We start from the raw sequence: 17,741 nt of genomic DNA on the forward strand, positions 1-17,741 counted from the left end.
CTATTTATTTAGTTGACATTTTGTCAACCACCATGTATCTTTGCCGTATACATCAACACACACCGCGAGATGAATGTAATGAGCCTGAAAAAGCTTCGGGAGTTTTATGAAGCACACGCAGACTCGGAAGCAGCTCTTACTACCTGGTACAAAGTAGCCGTAAGGGCAGAATGGAAAGACCTGAACGCCCTGAAAAAGGATTTCCCTAGCGCTGACTTGATAGCCGACAGCAAAGTAGTCTTCAACATCAAGGGCAACCATTACAGAATAGTGGCGCGGGTGTCCTTCCAGTACAAGAGCATGATGATCAAGTTCGTCGGCACCCATGCGGAGTATGACAAGTGGACGAAAGAAAACCGCTAAGGAAGACAGTAGTTTTAAGCCTTATGAATAGCTAAAGCAATGGAGATAAGAATTATAGAGAATGAGGAGCAGTACGAAGTTTACCTTGCCCGCGTGGAGGATTTGTTTGATGCACCGGAGGGCAGTGCAGAAGCAGAGGAGCTAAAACTGCTAACCTTGCTCATCAATAAGTATGAGCAGGAGAACTACCCTATCAGCTCTCCTGACCCGATAGAATTCATAAAACTCAGAATGGAGGACCTGGGGCTGATGGATAAGGACCTTGTCCCTTACATCGGCGATAAGGCGATTGTGTCAAAGGTGCTGAACCGTAAGCGCAAGCTCTCCATTGACATGATCAGAAACCTCCACAAGGCCTTCGGTTTCCCCCTGGAAGTCTTAGTGCAGGACTATGAAGTAACCAGTGAAAGAAAGGGATCGCCTAATAGTACTCGGGCACATACAAAGCGCAGGGTCGACAGAGGAAGCAAATCCTATCGTGGTGCACAGAGGCTCTCTGATCTCACCAGGTAAATGAAGTATGCCCAGTAATAATAGTAAACACGATAAACACGATAAACATAGTAAACCCAATAAGCAGTAACCATCAGAACCACTCCTTACAGGGTGGTTTATTTTTTAGCTATACTTGTGTATGACAACCCTAACATAAGGCTACTTATAGTGCTAAGCGACTTATTTGGGATTAACCTGCCCAGCGGCCTGAAGACTGCATGAAGCCTTTTGATGAGCTAACACACCGGCAGCAGCTTATCCGGAAGAACCTTGCCCGCTTTTTTATTCATGGATGTTTTGCCCTCGTCCTGGTCTGGAGCGTGTTTCGGATGGTGGAGAAGCAGGAGCAGGCGAACGCCTCACATCAACGTGTTGAAGACACGATGATGGACTTCTACTTGAAGACGAGGGACCAGACAGACACTTTAGGCATGGCCGCATATATGAAACAACACCTCTACACTGCGGAATACCAGCTATGGCTGCGAATGGGTGAATAAAGCCACAAGGCGGGAGGAACATATGCGTGTCCTGGTTCCTGGTGGGGGAGGAGTACCAGGAGTATTTAAGACATTAACTTTCTTTCCTTTCCCTTTTGTAGTAAATGTAGATTACTCGTTAATACAGTATTACTACGTTTACTAAGTATCCATGGTAATATCATGTTAACCAGTAACACCAGGTTAATTAGTAATACAATGTTCACCTTTACTTTTCCTTAAGCTGTGCTCCATACACGCTTTGCCGTGGAGAAGAAAGATGAAGCTGGAAGAAGAAAACAAAGTAGCCCAGTATTATTGTGTTTACTGTGCTTACTATGTTTATTCAATAATGTACGGGTGGCGCCTGGTTTTCACGGGGTGGGGAAGCCACTTTTCCGGCAGCGGAAGAACGGAGAGCAACGCAGAGAGGAGGCTGGCGGAAGGGTGGCCAGCGTACGAAAAGTTCTCTGACAGATTAGCGTAGTCTGGCGGAGTACTGGACGGTGGGGCAAATCTTGCCGGGGAGGATTGAGTCATACTTATTTCGACTCGGTCAAGAGGACAGTGGAGGGGAGATCACCCGTATCTTCAGTATCGGCCGAGGCGCCTGCTACCGTTACCTCAGCCAGGCAGAAGGGCCTGTATTCTCTACACTGCCCTGCCGCCTCTGAAAAAGTGTAGATAAGGTATAACGCTATAATGGTGTAGAATCGGGCATAACAGTGCTGAAACTGGCCACTCTACTGCTTTTTCATCTTATTCTTCCGCATGTTTTCAGACTTGGTGAACTCCTGTATCTGTTAGATACAGTACAAAGCTGCTCCTAAACTCGCTTTCCTTTCTAAATGCTATAAAAATATTTTCTGAAGCTACCTAAGCATTTAGAAAGACGAGCTGGAGAGGTTACCTGCACTACCTCCTTCTCTCCATTATAACTAATCAGCTCATAAAAAAGGCAATAATCAGTGCCATCAAGATTACTGTATTGAAAAAATAATATATAATTATAAAAGATTTAAGGTCATTCTCAATATCTTTAATACAGCATGTCTAAGAGCATAAACAACTTCCGCACATAGTGTAGATAGAAGGAGTAGACATCATGTTAACAGTAGCTAAAAAACAATACAAATTCGAGCACATTGTTTTTGTATGAAGCAGTGTTAGGAGGGTCAAAAAAAATTATTTCAAAATAAACTTACAACTAAGGGACATCGGGCTTGTATGAAAATATTTAAAATTGAAATAGATAATTACCGATTATTAAAATGCTTTTCCATGGACTTGGAAAAGCATCTTTCCCTAGTTATTGGCAAAAACAACACTGGAAAGACTTCTATTCTTTCTGTTCTTGATAAGTTCTTGTGTCAACCCGATAAAAATAGATTCACTGTTGACGACTTTAACATTGATTTCAAGAATGAGCTCAGAACTGTAGTTTATGTAGAAGAAGCGTTAACTGAAGAAGGTTATATACGGTTAGGAATAAGGCTCAAGCTTTTTATAGAATACACAGAGGAAGACAGCTTAGCCAATATCAGTCGGTTAATGATGGATTTAGATCCAAACAATAATGTTATCGTTCTGGGTTTTGAATATACAATGGACTTTGCTGGATATTCTCAATTGAGAAAAGAGTACCGCGAGTTTGAAGCTAAAGAATACAAAAAGAAGGAGGAAAAGCAGCAACAAAACCAAGACTATAAAATCAGGACTTTACTAGACTTCTTAAAAATAAATCACACAGATTATTTTAAAATGAGCAAGTACTCTTTGGGGTATGATTCGGCTACAAAAAAAGCAAATGAGAATATATACATTGATTTGAATTTAGAAAAAATAAGTATCACTGACATAATTAACTTCAAATACATCAGTGCCAAGAGAGATGTTACTAATAAAGAAATTGATAAGACACTTTCAGGTCAAACATCACGAATATACAAGCGTACCGAGGCTAGTGATGAGCAGAACAAAGCCGTTGAAGATTTTAAAGACAAACTAAGTGAAACGGACACCCACCTGAGTGGGATTTACAAGTCTCTTTTTGATAATATAGTAAAGAAGGTTAGGGATTTTGGTGGGGTAAAAATCAATGAATCGGAGATTGAAATTATCTCTACACTTCAACATCGGGAATTACTTGAAGGGAACACTACTGTAGTTTATAAACATGATGCGGACAATCATCTACCTGAACACTACAATGGTTTAGGCTACATGAACCTTATCAGTATGATCTTTGAAATAGAGATTCTTGTACATGAGTTTGAACGGGAAAAAGAGAAAAGGCCTGCAGATATAAACTTGTTATTTATAGAAGAACCGGAGGCACATACCCATCCGCAGATGCAATATGTTTTTATTAAGAACATAAAGCGACTATTAGGTGAAGGCATCAAACGGAAAGATGGAGAGCACAGGGACTTGCAATATATCATAAGCACTCATTCAGCTTGTATTGTTGCTGATAGTGATTTTGACGATATTAAGTACTTGAAGAAGGAGAATGAATGTGGAGTGATTGCTAAGAATTTAAAGGATTTGGAGCAGGATTACGATGCTACAACAACCCAATACCAATTTCTGAAACAGTACCTGACCATTAGCCGGGCTGAAATATTCTTTGCTGACAAGGCAGTATTAATTGAAGGTGATACAGAACGCATACTTGTTCCAACCCTTATGCGGAAGGTGGATATTGAAGAATATAAAAAGCATGCAGCATCAGTCGCCCCTGATGGATACCTGCCATTGCTTTCTCAAAACATTTCTATCATTGAAGTTGGAGCATATTCTCAAATATTTGAAAAATTTATTGATTTTTTAGGTATAAAAGCATTGATCATTACAGATCTTGACGCCGTTGATGATGAAGGGAAAAAGTGCAAAGTAGCTTTAGGCGTTAATTACTCTAATGAGGCAATCAAGTCTTTTTTCAGTGATCCTTCTTTTAATAGTCTTACAGGCTTCCGTCTTACAGACAAAATTTTCAGTAAAGTTAAAGGCTCTTGGGTGAATCAGGTAGATGGAAGGCTCTGTGTTGTGTATCAAACCAAAGAGAACGGGTACAATGCTAGGAGCTTTGAGGATGCATTCATTAACATTAACAAAGACTATATAAAGAATAACAAGAACAGTTTTAGAGGACTTAAAAATAAATCACATTTTGATAATGGCCTCGGACCTTATGAGCTGGCTGAAAAGTGTATAAAGAAGAAAACACACTTTGCCTTGGACATCCTCTTCAATAGTAATGCAGATTTCAGTAACTGGGAAATTCCCTCCTACATTAAAGAAGGTTTATTATGGTTAAAGAAGGATTATTAGCATTAGAGCCAGAGGTTCAGGAAATTTTCCAGTGCATTGATAACAATCGCAACTTTTTATTAAGCGGAGGTGCAGGAAGCGGAAAAACTTTCTCTTTGGTTCATGTTATCCGTCAGGTAATTATCGAACATCCAACGGCCAAAGTAGCTTGCATGACATATACTAATGCAGCAGTTAAAGAAATTGAAGAGCGGGTAAACCATCAGAATCTGAGTGTGTCTACTATTCACGACTTCTTATGGGATAATATTAAACATTTCCAGAAGGAGTTAAAGTCTGCCATTATTACTTTAGCGAATGATGTAGAAGCTAAAATTTCTATTGATGAAGAAAGAGCCATCCCGACCGATTATTTTGATAATCTTGAAAAGGGAATCCAGTATAAAGAGTATTTGAAACTCAAAGAAGGAATTATTTCTCATGACGAGTTATTAATTATATCGCATTTCCTTTTCGAAAATCACCCAAAGCTTAGCTCTATTGTTAAAGATAAATTTCAATTTATTTTCATTGACGAGTACCAAGACACGAGCAAGCTAGTCGTTGCTATTTTCTTAGATCACTTCAAAAAAAGTCAGAAGATAAACCTTATCGGGTTTTTTGGAGATGCCATGCAATCAATTTATGATGATGGTATTGGGAACTTGGATGAATATAAGGGAAATACAGCAGGTATGGTCTGTGAGATTAAGAAAACACAGAATAGAAGAAGCCCCCTAAAAATAATTGAGTTGGCTAACCGACTAAGAACAGATGGAATAGTACAGGAGCCTTCAACTGATGAGGGTGCCCCAAACATGTTAGCTGGACAGGTAAAAGAAGGCAATATTCTGTTTATTCATTCCAGGAATGGTGATGTTGCAGCAGCGAAGCAGTACTTGACCCTAAACCACAATTGGATTTTTAGTAATGCTAAAGAAACTAAAGAGTTAAATCTTACCCATAACTTAATTGCTGATAAAGTTGGCTTCCGGACGTTGATGGATATCTATGATGGTGATCCTGTTGTTGGGTTGAAGAACGATATCTTAAATAAAATCAAGAACAGCAATAAGAAGAGTTTACCTAAAATTGTGATAAACGAAAATGATAGTTTTGATACTATTGTAGATGAATTTCAATTAAGGAATAGGCAAAGGCAACTCAAGAAGGAGGTACTGCTTCAAGATGACAAAAATGCGAAGCTTTACAATCAACTAAAAAATAAGCCCTTCTCAGAAGTTAGGAAGATCTATCTGTCTAAAGACGCCTTAGTTGACGACAAAAAGCAAAATGAAGAAGGGGATAGCAAAAAAGGGTCAAAACGTGACAGTTTAATAAAACACCTCTTTAAGATCCAAAATAATATCGTGTTATACAAAACAGGGCGATACAATGAGTTTCTTAGAGTTACTGATTATAGATACAAAATTAACCAAGTTGCAGATAAGCGAACTTTAAAAAATAATATTGAAAGTTTAGTTAATGTAGGTAATAAAACAATTGAGGAGGTAATCAATAATGCTCATGAAAAAGGAATCTGCCTAATAGATGATAAGTTAGAGAGGTTTATAGTAAAAAATGAGTACTTATATAATAGGGTAAAAGAAGTTCAGTTTGACGAATTCCAAAAATTGTATGACTACTTGGAAGGTAAAACTCCTTTCTCTACACAGCACAAAACTAAAGGAACAGAATTTAATAATGTACTTGTCGTGTTAGACAACGGGGGTTGGAATAACTACAACTTTGAAAACCTATTTTTAAACAAAGGTACAGAAAGCGTTCTCAAAAGAACACAAAAAATATTTTATGTGTGCTGTACCCGGGCAAAAGAAAATTTAGCAGTTTTCTATCATAACCCTAGTAAGCAAGTGATAGCTTCTGCAACTGAGTGGTTTGGTGCTAAAAATGTTGTAACAATTTAAAGGCATGTTTATCACTTGATTAGCACAAGTACCGATTTCTGCTTGTAACATCGGTGCCATTCTCCCTCCTGTTGTCGAAATTTATCATCTTTGTATAAAGGCCTTACAATGGGAGAACATACAACTGCAGCAGATGATGATTTATTGGGCATAGGCGATAATGCACACCTCAACGAACTGGAGGCGAAAGGAGTGTTGAGAGCAGAAGAGTATATGATAGACTTGGACTTCCCTGTTGAGATCACCACCAGCTTAATCTTGGACATTCATAGAACCGCTTTCGGAGGGGCCTACGAATGGGCTGGGAAATGGAGAAATAAGGACCTGCAGGTAGGAGCTTATATACCCCTAAGCTTCTTTGATGTTCCTCGTCTGATGTCAGAGATCGTTTATCACCTTAACTACCGACTACGAGACTTGAGTAGTACGGATGCATTGGTGAGGGAGCTGGTGCTTGGGCACACCACCGGATGAGCGCTCAGCACGCCTGATTACAGACCCGCTGGCTTACATGCACAAGAGGGCAGAGAGTTCTGTAGAGCCAAGAGAGCACCCTCTTGCCAGTGCAATAAGAGCTCTATTCAACGGACATATACAACTGTAGTATATGTGCTAGCTCTTGAGCTTTAAAATAGCACCTTGTCTTGTGCAGATGAAGTACTCATATTTACATAACGGTACACATCAGCTATGAAAAGGGCTTCTCCATAGGAAAATCCTGCTGAGCGCTCATCCGGTGGTGGATCCGCTGCACCTGCGTTGCCTGGAACAGTCCTCCCCGGCTGGCCCTGAAACCCGCCTCGTTCAGTTTCCGGGCTATCTCCTTCCAGGGCATCTCCGCTTTGCCTGTCACCTGTCCCTCGCTGCCTGTGACATCCACTTTGGTGCTGCGCAGGAACTGGATGAGGGCCGCTGCCCGCTTGTTGTTCTCATTGACCCTGGCATTGTGCTGCAGCACCCGGGTCCCTTCTGCGGAGGCGGCACCCGTCCGGAAGGCCTCTGAGGGCTTGCGCCACTCTCCCGTCTGCTTTATCTTCTCATCTAGCGCCGCTTTCGTCCGGATGCCGATCAGCTCCCGCTCCCGGTCGGCGATGGCCATGAACAGCGTGAGGGTGAACTTGTCAAGGTTCGGGATATCGCAGCTCTCCAGCCTGCCCTCCAGCTCGCGGTAGATGCTCAGCGCCTGCTCCGTGTTCCGGCTCAGGCGGTCAATCTTGGCCACGACGAGCGTCGCCTGCCTCCGCCTGCAAAGCTCCAGCGCCTCCAGCAGGCGCGGGCGGTTGGCGATCTCCTTGCCGCTTATCTTCTCGGTAAATTCCCCAATGATGTTCTTATCCGAGTAGAAGTGTCGGACGTAGGTGCGCTGCGCCTCCAGGCCCAGGCCGGACTCGCCCTGCTTCTTGGTGGAGACGCGGTAGTAGACCACGTACTGCTGCTCTTCCATCGCCTGTTTTTTTTGAGGTTTTCCTAAAGGTAGGGGTTGTTTTACATTTCTACAACGAACGTAGTAGGAATGTAAAACCCGTGGCCGCGGACGTGACAAAACGGCACTCCCCAATCCTGTTAGCAAAATATAGCCAAAGACAATATTTTTAGTATATTCAGAGCGGCGCCGGGATCTGCCGCCGGCATCAGGTACGCGAAGTTCGGTTACACTATATATAGGAGTATGGCAAAGGTTGGTTTTGTCTACGGGGCGGGGGCGCACGGCTTCCGCTTCGAGAGCCCGGGGGACACGCACTTCTCCCTCACCGTCGTGCTGGTGGAGGAGGAGCACAAAAGGGAAGTGGAGGAGGGGTTCCGCCGCATCCGGGAGCGGCACATCCTCGATGGGAAGCTGTCTCCAGTAGACGCGCATGGAATAGTACAACGCAGACAGATTTTGGAGGAGTTGAAGAAATTGAATTTTTCCTTTCATGCCCTTTTGGTGGACAAGCGCAAGCTGCACCAGAAGTCACCGCTCCAGTACAAGGGCACCTTCTACAAATTCCTCTCCGGCCTTATCTACAACAACCTTTACCGCACCGTGCCCCAGCTGGGGGTGGTGGCCAGCCCGCTGGGCTCGCCGGAGTTCATGGAAAGCTTCCGCCGCTACATTCTGGAAAACCACCAGGTGGACCTCTTCTCCCCGGCCCCCTTCGCCTTCTCCACGGAAGGGGAGGAGCCGCTGCTGCAGCTGGCTTCCTTTCTTGGCGAAAGCCTGAACTCGTTTCACGCCGGGCTCTCGGAGCTGGACCCGGAGCAGGAGCTGGCAGGTAAGTGCGTGGGGGTAAACCGCTGGCCGGAGGGATACGTGCCCTATACGGTGGACACGGAGGGCATGGCAGCGGACGCGCAGGACGAGGCCATCACGGCGGCGGCGCAGCTGCGGGCGCGGGACTACCTCCAGCGGCACGCGGGAAGCGAGGACCCGGTCATTAAAAGCCGGATGGTTTTCGTGGAGTACCTGCTCATGGTCTTCACCTACAACTACAGGACCCGCTACATCCACACCCACGAGCTGCTGCAGCACCTCAACTCCTACAGGTACGAGAACTACACCGAGCACCGCTTCCGCTCACTCGTGGTGGGGCCGGTGCGGGACGAGGGCGTGCTCATCGTCTCCTCCAGTGCCGGCTATAAGCTGCCCTGCTCCACTAGGGACATATACAGTTTCTTCAACTACTACAACCAGCAGATCCAGCCCATGCTCGCAAGGCTGGGCCAGTGCCACCGGGCCCTGGAGCTGGCCACCGGGGGAGAGCTGAACGTGCTTGAGCATCCCGAGTATGCAAGCCTGCGGAAACTGCTGGAGAAGCTCTCCTGAAAGCCTTCTTTGCATAGCTTCTATTTCTCTCCTTTTGCAGTAACATTTAGTTACCTGATAAACTAATATTACTCTGTTTCCTAATATTATTTTATTGGTAAAAATGAAGCAATACCTATTCCATAGTGGATTTGTAAGTTGTGTAGAATGGCTTCCTCAGTAAGAATGCCGAAGGAAAAGCTTAGAACCACTTCATTTAGAAGAGTAAACCCCGGCACCCAAATCAGCAACGGGATATAAGTGGACAGGTCCTTTTTAGCTGACGGTCAGCTCCGGGTTGACCTGTGTATTGACCGTCAACTGAGATGAAGCAGCAGGTGATGGGGAGAGGCGCCTCCGGGAAAGGACCGGGCTATCCGGCGACCCGTTCAAAGGGTTGTATATCCTGCAGGTCTTCATCGGACTGCTGGCTGATTTCCCACTCGTCACGTTGCTGCTGCAAACGCAACCAGACACCGGCATTGGTGCCCAGCGCCCGGCCCAGCCGCCGCGCCATCGGCACGGTCACGCGTGCCTTGCCGTTTACTATGTCAGAAACCGTCTTCCGCGCCACATGAATGCGCGCTGCCAGCTGGCTGATCGTGATATTGCTGCCTTCCAGGTAATCAGCGAGTATTTCCCCTGGATGGACGGGATGGTGCATTTTCATGGTTCTTCCTCTTTTCAATGATACTGTTGGTAATCGACTACTTCGGCATCGCCATTTTCCAGTTTGAAAGTAACGCGCCAGGCTCCGGAAACCCGGACCGACCAGTGCCCGGCGAGGTTCCCCTTCAAGGGGTGCAGAAACCAGCCCGGCACATCCATTTCCTGTACCGATTTCGCCACATTCAGCAAAGTGAGGATGCGCCCGATACGGGTGGAATGCTGTGCGTTGATCCCGGCCGTGCTGCCGGTTTCATAGAATTTCTGCAGTCCCTTGTGTGCAAAGCTCCTTATCATACAACCGCAATGTAACAAAAAAAGTTACACCAGCCAAAGACCATGGCGCAGCCTGCGCCGAAAAGGTAGAACAGAAAGGATAAAGGTTTTTGGGCGTTATTTAGTAGACCCGGTTTCTAGACCGAATGGGGCCAGAAACGGGTAGGGTCGGCGGTGAGGCGGGAGGAGTCCAGAAAACGAACGTTTATTGGACTCACTGTTTTGTGACTCGTCCTATAAAACATACAGAATGTAGACTTGTTGAACATCCTATGTTTGTACGATGTCCCTTAGATACCCTTTTCCCTTTCGTTAATCAGAGAAATGAACTATCTAAAACAGAGAAAATAAGTAGTAAGCTATAGACATAAAGACTGGGTAAGGAATAAGATTTATGTTGAACAGGGGATCTATAAACCCGCGTCTTATGACAATCCCCTTACCCGGCTTCTTTACCTTGGACAGTTCATTAGGCCAGGAGCCTGCATCAGGATGTTGAGTGCAAGAGAAGCTATCTTTTTGTCACCTGTATAACCTCTAAAACATTGTATAATGGAGCAAACTTACATTGGTATCGATGTGGCCAAAGACAGCTTTGTGGTTGCTACAAGAGTAGAAGGCAAAGTCACCACCTCTCTGCACAGCAACGATAGGAAAGGCATTAGCAGTCTTCTCAAGGGGCTGCCAGGTAGTTCCTGGTGCATCATGGAGGCAACAGGAGTTTACAGCCTGCAGCTGGCCATCGCTCTGTATGAGAAGGGAATCAAGGTGTCGGTGGTGAACCCTTTGCAGATCAAGCGCTTTGCCCAGACCAAGCTCAAAAGAACGAAGACAGACAAGGTAGATGCGGCGCTGATCGCCGAATATGGCGAACGCATGCAGCCCAAGCTCTACGAGCCGCCGGCCCCCTTCATGCGGAAGCTGCAGCAGCAGCGCATGTCATTGAAGCTGCTTGTCAAGAGCAAACGCTCTTTCCTGAACCAGCTGCATGCCCTGGCACAGCTAGACAAAGCCGATAAAGCTGCTGTGAGGGCCTGTAAAACGGTCCTGGCTAGCATAGAAAAGCAAATAGTAGAGTTGGAGCGCCAGATGCAGCAAACGGCTGAGGAGCAGTGTCAAGAGCTATTTAGCTTGCTGCAGACCATTCCCGGCATCAGCACCAAGTCTGCCATAGAGCTCATTGTTGTCTCTGGCGGGTTCAGAAACTTTACATCAGCCAGGCAGTTCAGCGCCTTTATCGGGATCAGCCCCTGCATCAACGAGTCCGGTACATCAATAAGGGGGTACAGGGGAATCAGCCGGATCGGGGACAAGAATATCAGGGCCACGCTCTATATGTGCTCTATGGCGGCAAGGGTGCATAACAAGGCATGCCGGGAGCTATATGAGCGGATGGTGAAGGCAGGAAAAGCAAAGAAGGTAGCCTTGGTGGCCGTGATGAACAAGCTGATAAAACAGGTGTTTGGCATCGTAAATTCAGGTGAAGTTTACTCAGCAGAATGCCAAGCGCAGTAGCTGAGAAAATAGCACGGATACACTTGCTTTTTAACACAGTTCATAGGTATTGATACTGTGTTTGGCAGTATCCCCATCCTCGGTAACATCTTCGACTTTTTCTTTAAAGCAAACGAGCGGAACGTGCGCTTAATGCGCCGTTATTACGAGGAAGGGAGGTACCAGGGCAGCGGCAAGAATATTGTGGTCGGTGTGCTGATAGGGGTGGTCGTGCTGTTTATCCTGTTACTGTGGGGTATATGGGAGTTGGCCGAGTGGCTCTACGCCCTTATCTTCTAGGTGCTTTAGGCCCTGCCCATCGCTTTTGCCACCTCTATTGCTTTTAGGGCGCTTTCTTCTTTGTCTTTTATTTCTAGCATGATATCCATGTCCATCCCCTCTGTCTCAGCTAGGAAGTCATGGAAGAGTTGCTCCTGTATGCTCTGTACATGCTTGCCCTTGCGCTCATCCGGCGCTTGTGAGCTGTAGTCCATCATTAGGATACCGTCCTGCTCCGGGTCCCATGTTTGCGCTGCCATCTGAACAGCTTCCCGCATGGGCTCTCCGTTGTTTACGCACTCATGGTGCAGGTTGTCAAAGATGACAGGCATGCCCGTTAACTCATGCAGTTGCAGGCAGTCCTGCAGGGTATAGGTGCGGTCATCGTTTTCTACGCACAGGCGCGCCTTTACCGCATCGGGTAGCTGGGTATGGTACACTTCGGCGAAACGCTGTATAGCGGTGGGCTTATCTCCATAGGCACCACCCCCGTGTATCTGCAGCTTTGCCGTGGTGTCCAGTTCCATCAGGTCCAGCACAGCACCCTGGTACACCAACTCGGCAATGCTGTTCTTCACGGTTTGCTCATTTGGTGAGTTAAGCACCACAAACTGGTCTGGATGCATGGAGATCCGCATGTTGTTGCTTTTAATATAGTTGCCCAGCCGCCGGAAGGTCATCTTAAAGTGCTCCTGCCAGTTGTATTGGTTTACCTCGTGCGAGGCAAAAGGGACAAGATCAGAGGTAAGGCGGAAAAAGAAGAGGCCATGCTGTACGTTATACTCCAGAATGCGGCGCAGGCAGGCCAGGTTTTGTTCCACCGTGCTGATCAGGCGTTCCTCAGAGTAGGAGGCGAGACGAAACGTCCGGGAAGAACTACAGTCAAGCGTTTGGTTTATGCAGGGGTATCCAATCTTCATGCGTAAGTAACGTTTAGTTACCTATAACCTACGCAGGTAACTGTTGTTTAGCTACTTTTTAGTTCCTTTCAGCAGGCCTTTGTTCTTGTAGAGCAACGGCAGCATGGCAATGAGGTTGCACAGCAGAAAGGGCTTGCAGATTTAACTGCAAGCCCTTTCTGCTATTGGTATCCGGTGTTATCCTTAAAAAACTTGTTATACTCTTCCCGCTCTTTCCTCCTTTTTTCTGCTTCCTCTAACAGTAGCAGCTCCTGAAGCTTTTTCTTTTCTTTGCCTTCCTTCGAGAACATGTCATACATCAGGCCAATAGGGCTGGCGATGGTTGGGGCAGGGGCTGGTGGCGGTGGGGGAGGCTCTGAGCCGGGGATATAGCCCGGGTTCTTTACCTGGCTGCTTTGCTCCCGTTTCATGTTCCGTAAAGCCCGCCCTATCATCTCAGGAGATGGCCGGCTGGTTACCTCTACCTCGCCTAGCATCACACTATCCTCCTGCAACACAATGTTTACCCGAAGCTCAGAAACAGGCAGCTGTTTTGGTAAGTACAGTAAGGGTTTATAGCCGATAGCACGGACCATAAGGGTGTCTTTCTGCGCCACGTCGATAAGAAACTTACCCTGCTCATCAGAGATAACGCCCATGTTCGAGTTGATCTTTACGATACTAGCCCCGGGGATAGGCGTTTTCTTGTCTGGCTGCAGCACGGTGCCGCTTATCCGGATGCTTTTCTGTGCCTGAGCAGGCAGCATGAAGCATGTTAGCAGCAACGTAAGGATGTAAAGCAGGGGGTGTCGGAGCATTTAATTCGTACGATGGAGCAACACGAGTCGCCACGGGTTTTTATTTATTACGCCAGAAAGGGCCAAAAAGTATGCCAACCCTAAAAAAGAAGAACAGGCACTTTGTAAAAGTATAAAGATAAACAATGTAAGGATAAAACAGCAAAAGCCTGTAGCAGTAGTTGCTACAGGCTTTTGCCTATACGCTTGCGGTATGTTACATTTCGTTTTCTTCTGTTTGTAGTGTTTCCCCTCTTCCTCTTTCCAGGATCTGGTCGTACTTAGACCGGTTTTGCTCATAGGTCCTGTACTGCTCCGGAGAGAGTATTTCTCTTATCTGCCGGTCCGTCTCCTGTTCTATTGCCTGCCGCTGGCGTTCGGCTTCATCTGTGGCAGGCTCTCCCTCTACGTTTAACTTCGCCTCTAGTTCGCTCAACTGCATGCTGCGGTCATAGTATACTTCAACTATGCGTGATGCCAATTCTGCATCTCCCACAAAGTCGGCCTCAATTTCATTCAGCAGGTTATCCCGGTCAAAGCCGTAGTACTGGTCTGCCTCAGGGTCGGCAGGGGGTAGCCCTCCGTGTTCACGGTCTCCGTACCCTCTGAGGTTGTCCGGGTCTACGTTATTTTCACTGTTCTCCTCAGTGAGCTCTACCGTTTCCCCGTCACCTCCTTGTCCACAGCCCACCATGGTAAACTGTAGTATGCTGATAGTAAGTATGGTATAAAATACTTTTCTCATGGAATAATTTGTTTCGTTTTGCTTTATTTCTGATCGTTAACAGCAGCCTTAACTGCTCTTCACTTTTTACGCGGTACAGTGCTTTATGTTTGAAACAGGAGGAGGCGGGGATAGTGGAGAACTTCTGGGAAACGTGCCTTTAACGTGCGAAACGTGCCATTAAAGGGGGGAGGAATATAAGGTAACTTGTTACTTCCTCTTACCGCTTTTGGCAATACAAACAGGGCCGGTAATAAAAAAACCAGCTGTTGAGGCTGGCTTTTCAAAGTAAATGGCACTACGCTTTCTGCAGCTCAAACACCGTAATTTCAGGTAAAAAGCCTACGCGGCCCGGGTACCCCAGGAAGCCGAGGCCAGTGTTTACATACAGGTACTGCCGGCCTTTCTGATACAAGCCCGCCCACTGCTTATACACGTATTGCACCGGGCTCCACTTTAACCCGGGGATATTAAGCCCAAACTGCATGCCGTGCGTATGGCCAGCCAGCATTAAGTCTATGTCCTGGTACTTTTGGTTCACTTCGCCGTCCCAGTGGGAAGGGTCATGGGAGAGGAGCACTTTAAAGGGAACCCCTTCTGTACCCCGGTAAGCCTCCTCTAAGCGGCCATACTTCGGAAAGCCCGCCCGGTTACCCCAGTTCTCTACACCCAGTACCGCTATCTTCTGTCCGTCCTTCTGTATGACGCGGTGCTCGTTCAATAGCAGTTGCCAGCCCATTTTGCCATGGCTCTGGATCAGAGTCTGTAAATTTTGCCGCTTTGCCTCAGGGCTCTCCCACCGCACATAGTCAGCATAGTCATGATTGCCCAGTACAGAGAAGACCCCTTCTTTGGCACGAATCTGCTTCAGGGTCGGTATGTGTTGCTGTACCTCCGATGCCAGGTTGTTCACTAGGTCACCGGTAAAAAACACCAGATCGGCCTCTTGCTTGTTAATCAGAGCTACCGCCTCTTTTAAGGGGGCCGTAGAGTTGAAGCTTCCCGTGTGCAGGTCCGAAATCTGTAGCATCTTATACCCGTCAAAAGCCTGTGGCAGGTGGGGAAGGCGCAGTTTAATTCGCTTTACGCGGTAATCATAGGCACCCTTCATCATGCCATACATAAAGGCGACGAAAGGAACTGCCGCCACTAAAAGCGCCACCTGATTCAAGAGCACGGAGCGAGAAGGGTCAAAGTCAGGCACCGTGCTCATGCTGTTGAGAGCTACTTTGCCAAGTCGTACAGCATCGTCCACCAAAAGAAACAGCACCACCACTAGCTTAGAGCCAAAAATGATAAACAGCGTGCTGATCAGGTAGGTCAGAAAGGGGCTACGCGTCGCGCCTCTCTCACGTGAGGTGAATACAAAAGTACCTGCGGTGAGGGCGCAAACCGCCCAATAAATAAAGTAAATACTCCCCCGTAGGGTGAGGGGTAAGCTTTGTGTTACAGTGCTAATCGCCTGAAAAACATAGAGGTCTAGCAGGAGGAGAAGCAGCACCGCAATGCCCGGTGATATGATTCGTCGCATATTAGATAAAATAGCCAGCGACTGCTATACAGTCGCCATTGCTGTTTTTTTAAAGTTTATTTTGAATTATTGCATGCCTGTGCTGAACTAATTTCTACTGAAAGTGCTTGCACTAGCATCTTGCAGAATAATACAAAATCTATACCGCATTGATGGAAAACGAAGCCACTGCCATTCCGTCTTACCAGCAGGCCCTGAACATCAAAACATGGGCAGAGGAGGATCGTCCGCGCGAGAAACTCTTGCTGAAAGGCAAGGCTGCTTTAAGTGATGCTGAACTGATCGCTATCCTGATCGGCTCTGGTACCCCAAAGCTAACGGCAGTGGATGTTGCCAAACTTATTCTGGCGGCAGTCGGGAACGACCTGAATGAACTTGCCAGGCTGACTGTGAAGGACCTGATGAAGCACAAGGGCATCGGGGAGGCAAAGGCCATTGCGATTGTAAGTGCCCTGGAGCTAGGCCGCCGACGGAAAGAGACAGCCGTGGCTGCTAAAACCCGCATCACCTGCTCTACGGATATCTACAACTACATCAAGCCGCAGCTGCTGGATTTGCCCCACGAGGAGTTCTGGGTGATCTTACTGAACCGCGCTAATGTGGTGATGAAGAAAGAAAGCATCAGTATTGGAGGAGTGGCTGGTACGGTGGCAGATCCTAAAATTATCTTTAAAAAAGCGCTGGAGCAGCTGGCTAGTTCTATTATCCTCGTGCACAACCACCCAAGCGGTAACACCAAGCCCAGCGCGGCTGACATTGCTTTGACTAAGAAAGTGAAGGAAGCCGGCCAGTTCCTGGATTTGCCGGTGCTCGACCACATCATCTTTACGGATAACGATTACTACAGCTTTGCAGATGAGGGATTGCTGTAAGGGCTAATCTTCCGGCAGGATCTCTTTTACACGGCCTACTTCGCCTGTTTCCAGCCGCACTTTAATGCCGTGTGGGTGCGTGGGCGATTTTGTCAGGATGTCCTGTACATAGCCTTCTGTTAGGGTGCCTGTACGCTGGTCTTCTTTTAGCACGATGTTCACGTGCAGGCCAGGCTTTATGTTTGTACGCTTTGTTCCGTCCATGTTAATTCTTTGTGGTAAAGTTAAGCAAATAACTACTTTGCCGTTACTGCTGGCGTTCGTAGCTCAAGACAAGGAACACTAAGAAGGTAATTACCAGCTTCGCAAGGCGGAGGTCCATACGGTTGCTGTGCGAAAGTTATAGGCTTGTCACAATATTCAGGTAATGCTCGTCGGGAACAAAACTCCACCTTGCCGGGGCTGTTACCGCCTGTTGCTTTACCTCTACCTTCTCTATCTTACGTAAATCAGCCAGAACTAGCTCCGGGTTAGCCACTAACCTGTCGTCTACGGCTACCTTTAGCCTTTGCTGCTTCGGGGAGACCTTAAAATGCATGTAGACTTGCTCTAACCTGACAAGGGGCACTTCTTCCTTCAGGCTTAAAATGATCACCCCGTCTTTGCCTTTCTCCCCAAACTGGCTTACCGCATCTTCCCCTTTGTAGACACGAATGCTTTCTATGCTGTTTCGGTCTAGTATGATAGCATTCGAAGCAGTTTCCTGCCCCTCGATGAGCATCAAGGGAGAAGGACTGCTGACGCTTACAGAAGCAGGATTGCTTTGGCCCTGCTGTTGCGCTTCGGCACACAGGAAAAGGCACAGTAGTAGGGTGCTCAGGAAAATAAGCTTCATCGGGGA

The 17,741-nt window shown here is 46.8% G+C and carries 19 protein-coding genes; 10 read left to right on the forward strand and 9 right to left on the reverse strand.

The window, feature by feature from the left end; genetic code table 11:
* Positions 1-69: 69 nt before the first annotated feature.
* The 6 genes from CHB92_RS07485 (at position 70) to CHB92_RS07515 (ending at position 7,051) form a co-directional block, all read left to right on the forward strand.
* Positions 70-363 (forward strand): type II toxin-antitoxin system HigB family toxin, encoded by a 294-nt coding sequence (locus CHB92_RS07485; protein ID WP_089318572.1) that lies wholly within the window; start codon positions 70-72, stop codon positions 361-363.
* A 39-nt stretch (positions 364-402) separates the two neighbouring features.
* Positions 403-876: a helix-turn-helix domain-containing protein gene (locus tag CHB92_RS07490; protein ID WP_308701841.1), complete on the forward strand. Its 474-nt coding sequence runs from the start codon at positions 403-405 to the stop codon at positions 874-876.
* A 200-nt stretch (positions 877-1,076) separates the two neighbouring features.
* A complete protein-coding gene (locus CHB92_RS07495) occupies positions 1,077-1,358 on the forward strand; it encodes a hypothetical protein (protein ID WP_089318573.1) in 282 nt (93 codons plus the stop codon).
* A 1,206-nt stretch (positions 1,359-2,564) separates the two neighbouring features.
* Positions 2,565-4,670, forward strand: a complete 2,106-nt coding sequence (locus CHB92_RS07505; protein WP_089318575.1) for an ATP-dependent nuclease — start codon at positions 2,565-2,567, stop codon at positions 4,668-4,670.
* Entirely contained in the window at positions 4,649-6,577 is a 1,929-nt protein-coding gene (locus CHB92_RS07510; protein WP_089318669.1) for a UvrD-helicase domain-containing protein, read from the forward strand. Before CHB92_RS07505 ends, CHB92_RS07510 begins: the two co-directional genes overlap by 22 nt.
* 108 nt (positions 6,578-6,685) lie before the next feature.
* Positions 6,686-7,051 carry a Fic family protein gene (locus CHB92_RS07515; RefSeq protein WP_089318576.1) on the forward strand — a complete coding sequence of 122 codons (366 nt, stop codon included), beginning with the start codon at positions 6,686-6,688 and terminating at the stop codon, positions 7,049-7,051.
* Between the two features lie 214 nt (positions 7,052-7,265).
* On the opposite strand, the gene CHB92_RS07520 is transcribed toward CHB92_RS07515, so the two are convergent.
* Positions 7,266-8,021, reverse strand: coding sequence for a recombinase family protein (locus CHB92_RS07520; protein WP_089318577.1), 756 nt, complete (start codon positions 8,019-8,021; stop codon positions 7,266-7,268).
* A 225-nt stretch (positions 8,022-8,246) separates the two neighbouring features.
* Here CHB92_RS07520 and CHB92_RS07525 point away from each other — a divergent pair, with 225 nt between their 5' ends.
* Positions 8,247-9,383, forward strand: coding sequence for a DUF3800 domain-containing protein (locus tag CHB92_RS07525; protein WP_089318578.1), 1,137 nt, complete (start codon positions 8,247-8,249; stop codon positions 9,381-9,383).
* A 352-nt stretch (positions 9,384-9,735) separates the two neighbouring features.
* On the opposite strand, the gene CHB92_RS07530 is transcribed toward CHB92_RS07525, so the two are convergent.
* Entirely contained in the window at positions 9,736-10,032 is a 297-nt protein-coding gene (locus CHB92_RS07530) for a HigA family addiction module antitoxin (protein WP_089318579.1), read from the reverse strand.
* Positions 10,033-10,046: 14 nt separating this feature from the next.
* Positions 10,047-10,325, reverse strand: a complete 279-nt coding sequence (locus CHB92_RS07535) for a type II toxin-antitoxin system RelE/ParE family toxin (RefSeq protein ID WP_089318580.1) — start codon at positions 10,323-10,325, stop codon at positions 10,047-10,049.
* Between the two features lie 531 nt (positions 10,326-10,856).
* Between CHB92_RS07535 and CHB92_RS07540 the strand changes: the two genes are divergently transcribed.
* Both CHB92_RS07540 and CHB92_RS07545 read left to right on the forward strand, forming a co-directional pair.
* The gene (locus CHB92_RS07540) at positions 10,857-11,819 is read left to right on the forward strand and encodes an IS110 family RNA-guided transposase (RefSeq protein ID WP_089318468.1); all 963 of its coding nucleotides are present in this window, start codon (positions 10,857-10,859) and stop codon (positions 11,817-11,819) included.
* A 57-nt stretch (positions 11,820-11,876) separates the two neighbouring features.
* Complete coding sequence (locus CHB92_RS07545; RefSeq protein ID WP_245842368.1) at positions 11,877-12,098, forward strand: DUF4112 domain-containing protein; 222 nt, start codon at positions 11,877-11,879, stop codon at positions 12,096-12,098.
* 5 nt (positions 12,099-12,103) lie between these two features.
* On the opposite strand, the gene uvsE is transcribed toward CHB92_RS07545, so the two are convergent.
* From uvsE to CHB92_RS07565, 4 genes are all read right to left on the reverse strand, one after another.
* On the reverse strand, positions 12,104-12,997 hold the full coding sequence (gene uvsE, locus CHB92_RS07550; protein WP_089318582.1) for a UV DNA damage repair endonuclease UvsE: 894 nt from the start codon (positions 12,995-12,997) through the stop codon (positions 12,104-12,106).
* Positions 12,998-13,158: 161 nt separating this feature from the next.
* The gene (locus tag CHB92_RS07555; RefSeq protein ID WP_245842369.1) at positions 13,159-13,761 is read right to left on the reverse strand and encodes a carboxypeptidase-like regulatory domain-containing protein; all 603 of its coding nucleotides are present in this window, start codon (positions 13,759-13,761) and stop codon (positions 13,159-13,161) included.
* A 229-nt stretch (positions 13,762-13,990) separates the two neighbouring features.
* Positions 13,991-14,518 carry a hypothetical protein gene (locus CHB92_RS07560; RefSeq protein ID WP_089318584.1) on the reverse strand — a complete coding sequence of 176 codons (528 nt, stop codon included), beginning with the start codon at positions 14,516-14,518 and terminating at the stop codon, positions 13,991-13,993.
* 277 nt (positions 14,519-14,795) lie between these two features.
* A complete protein-coding gene (locus CHB92_RS07565; protein WP_089318585.1) occupies positions 14,796-16,028 on the reverse strand; it encodes a metallophosphoesterase in 1,233 nt (410 codons plus the stop codon).
* A 152-nt stretch (positions 16,029-16,180) separates the two neighbouring features.
* Between CHB92_RS07565 and radC the strand changes: the two genes are divergently transcribed.
* Positions 16,181-16,900, forward strand: coding sequence for a RadC family protein (gene radC / locus CHB92_RS07570; protein WP_089318586.1), 720 nt, complete (start codon positions 16,181-16,183; stop codon positions 16,898-16,900).
* A gap of 3 nt (positions 16,901-16,903) precedes the next feature.
* On the opposite strand, the gene CHB92_RS07575 is transcribed toward radC, so the two are convergent.
* Both CHB92_RS07575 and CHB92_RS07580 read right to left on the reverse strand, forming a co-directional pair.
* The gene (locus tag CHB92_RS07575; protein ID WP_089318587.1) at positions 16,904-17,104 is read right to left on the reverse strand and encodes a YwbE family protein; all 201 of its coding nucleotides are present in this window, start codon (positions 17,102-17,104) and stop codon (positions 16,904-16,906) included.
* A gap of 136 nt (positions 17,105-17,240) precedes the next feature.
* On the reverse strand, positions 17,241-17,735 hold the full coding sequence (locus tag CHB92_RS07580; protein ID WP_089318588.1) for a hypothetical protein: 495 nt from the start codon (positions 17,733-17,735) through the stop codon (positions 17,241-17,243).
* Positions 17,736-17,741 lie beyond the last annotated feature (6 nt).

Source organism: Pontibacter ummariensis (assembly GCF_900188175.1).
Taxonomy (GTDB): Bacteria; Bacteroidota; Bacteroidia; order Cytophagales; family Hymenobacteraceae; genus Pontibacter; species Pontibacter ummariensis.

Excerpts from the sequence above, each read along its gene's own strand:
- CHB92_RS07510 (WP_089318669.1), top strand. The coding sequence starts at position 4,649 with ATGGTTAAAGAAGGATTATTAGCATTAGAGCCAGAGGTTCAGGAAATT.
- CHB92_RS07495 (WP_089318573.1), top strand. The coding sequence starts at position 1,077 with ATGAAGCCTTTTGATGAGCTAACACACCGGCAGCAGCTTATCCGGAAG.
- CHB92_RS07490 (WP_308701841.1), top strand. The coding sequence starts at position 403 with ATGGAGATAAGAATTATAGAGAATGAGGAGCAGTACGAAGTTTACCTT.
- CHB92_RS07515 (WP_089318576.1), top strand. The coding sequence starts at position 6,686 with ATGGGAGAACATACAACTGCAGCAGATGATGATTTATTGGGCATAGGC.
- CHB92_RS07520 (WP_089318577.1), bottom strand. The coding sequence starts at position 8,021 with ATGGAAGAGCAGCAGTACGTGGTCTACTACCGCGTCTCCACCAAGAAG.
- CHB92_RS07580 (WP_089318588.1), bottom strand. The coding sequence starts at position 17,735 with ATGAAGCTTATTTTCCTGAGCACCCTACTACTGTGCCTTTTCCTGTGT.
- CHB92_RS07535 (WP_089318580.1), bottom strand. The coding sequence starts at position 10,325 with ATGATAAGGAGCTTTGCACACAAGGGACTGCAGAAATTCTATGAAACC.
- CHB92_RS07505 (WP_089318575.1), top strand. The coding sequence starts at position 2,565 with ATGAAAATATTTAAAATTGAAATAGATAATTACCGATTATTAAAATGC.
- CHB92_RS07525 (WP_089318578.1), top strand. The coding sequence starts at position 8,247 with ATGGCAAAGGTTGGTTTTGTCTACGGGGCGGGGGCGCACGGCTTCCGC.
- CHB92_RS07540 (WP_089318468.1), top strand. The coding sequence starts at position 10,857 with ATGGAGCAAACTTACATTGGTATCGATGTGGCCAAAGACAGCTTTGTG.
- uvsE (WP_089318582.1), bottom strand. The coding sequence starts at position 12,997 with ATGAAGATTGGATACCCCTGCATAAACCAAACGCTTGACTGTAGTTCT.
- CHB92_RS07485 (WP_089318572.1), top strand. The coding sequence starts at position 70 with ATGAATGTAATGAGCCTGAAAAAGCTTCGGGAGTTTTATGAAGCACAC.
- radC (WP_089318586.1), top strand. The coding sequence starts at position 16,181 with ATGGAAAACGAAGCCACTGCCATTCCGTCTTACCAGCAGGCCCTGAAC.
- CHB92_RS07530 (WP_089318579.1), bottom strand. The coding sequence starts at position 10,032 with ATGAAAATGCACCATCCCGTCCATCCAGGGGAAATACTCGCTGATTAC.
- CHB92_RS07565 (WP_089318585.1), bottom strand. The coding sequence starts at position 16,028 with ATGCGACGAATCATATCACCGGGCATTGCGGTGCTGCTTCTCCTCCTG.
- CHB92_RS07575 (WP_089318587.1), bottom strand. The coding sequence starts at position 17,104 with ATGGACGGAACAAAGCGTACAAACATAAAGCCTGGCCTGCACGTGAAC.
- CHB92_RS07560 (WP_089318584.1), bottom strand. The coding sequence starts at position 14,518 with ATGAGAAAAGTATTTTATACCATACTTACTATCAGCATACTACAGTTT.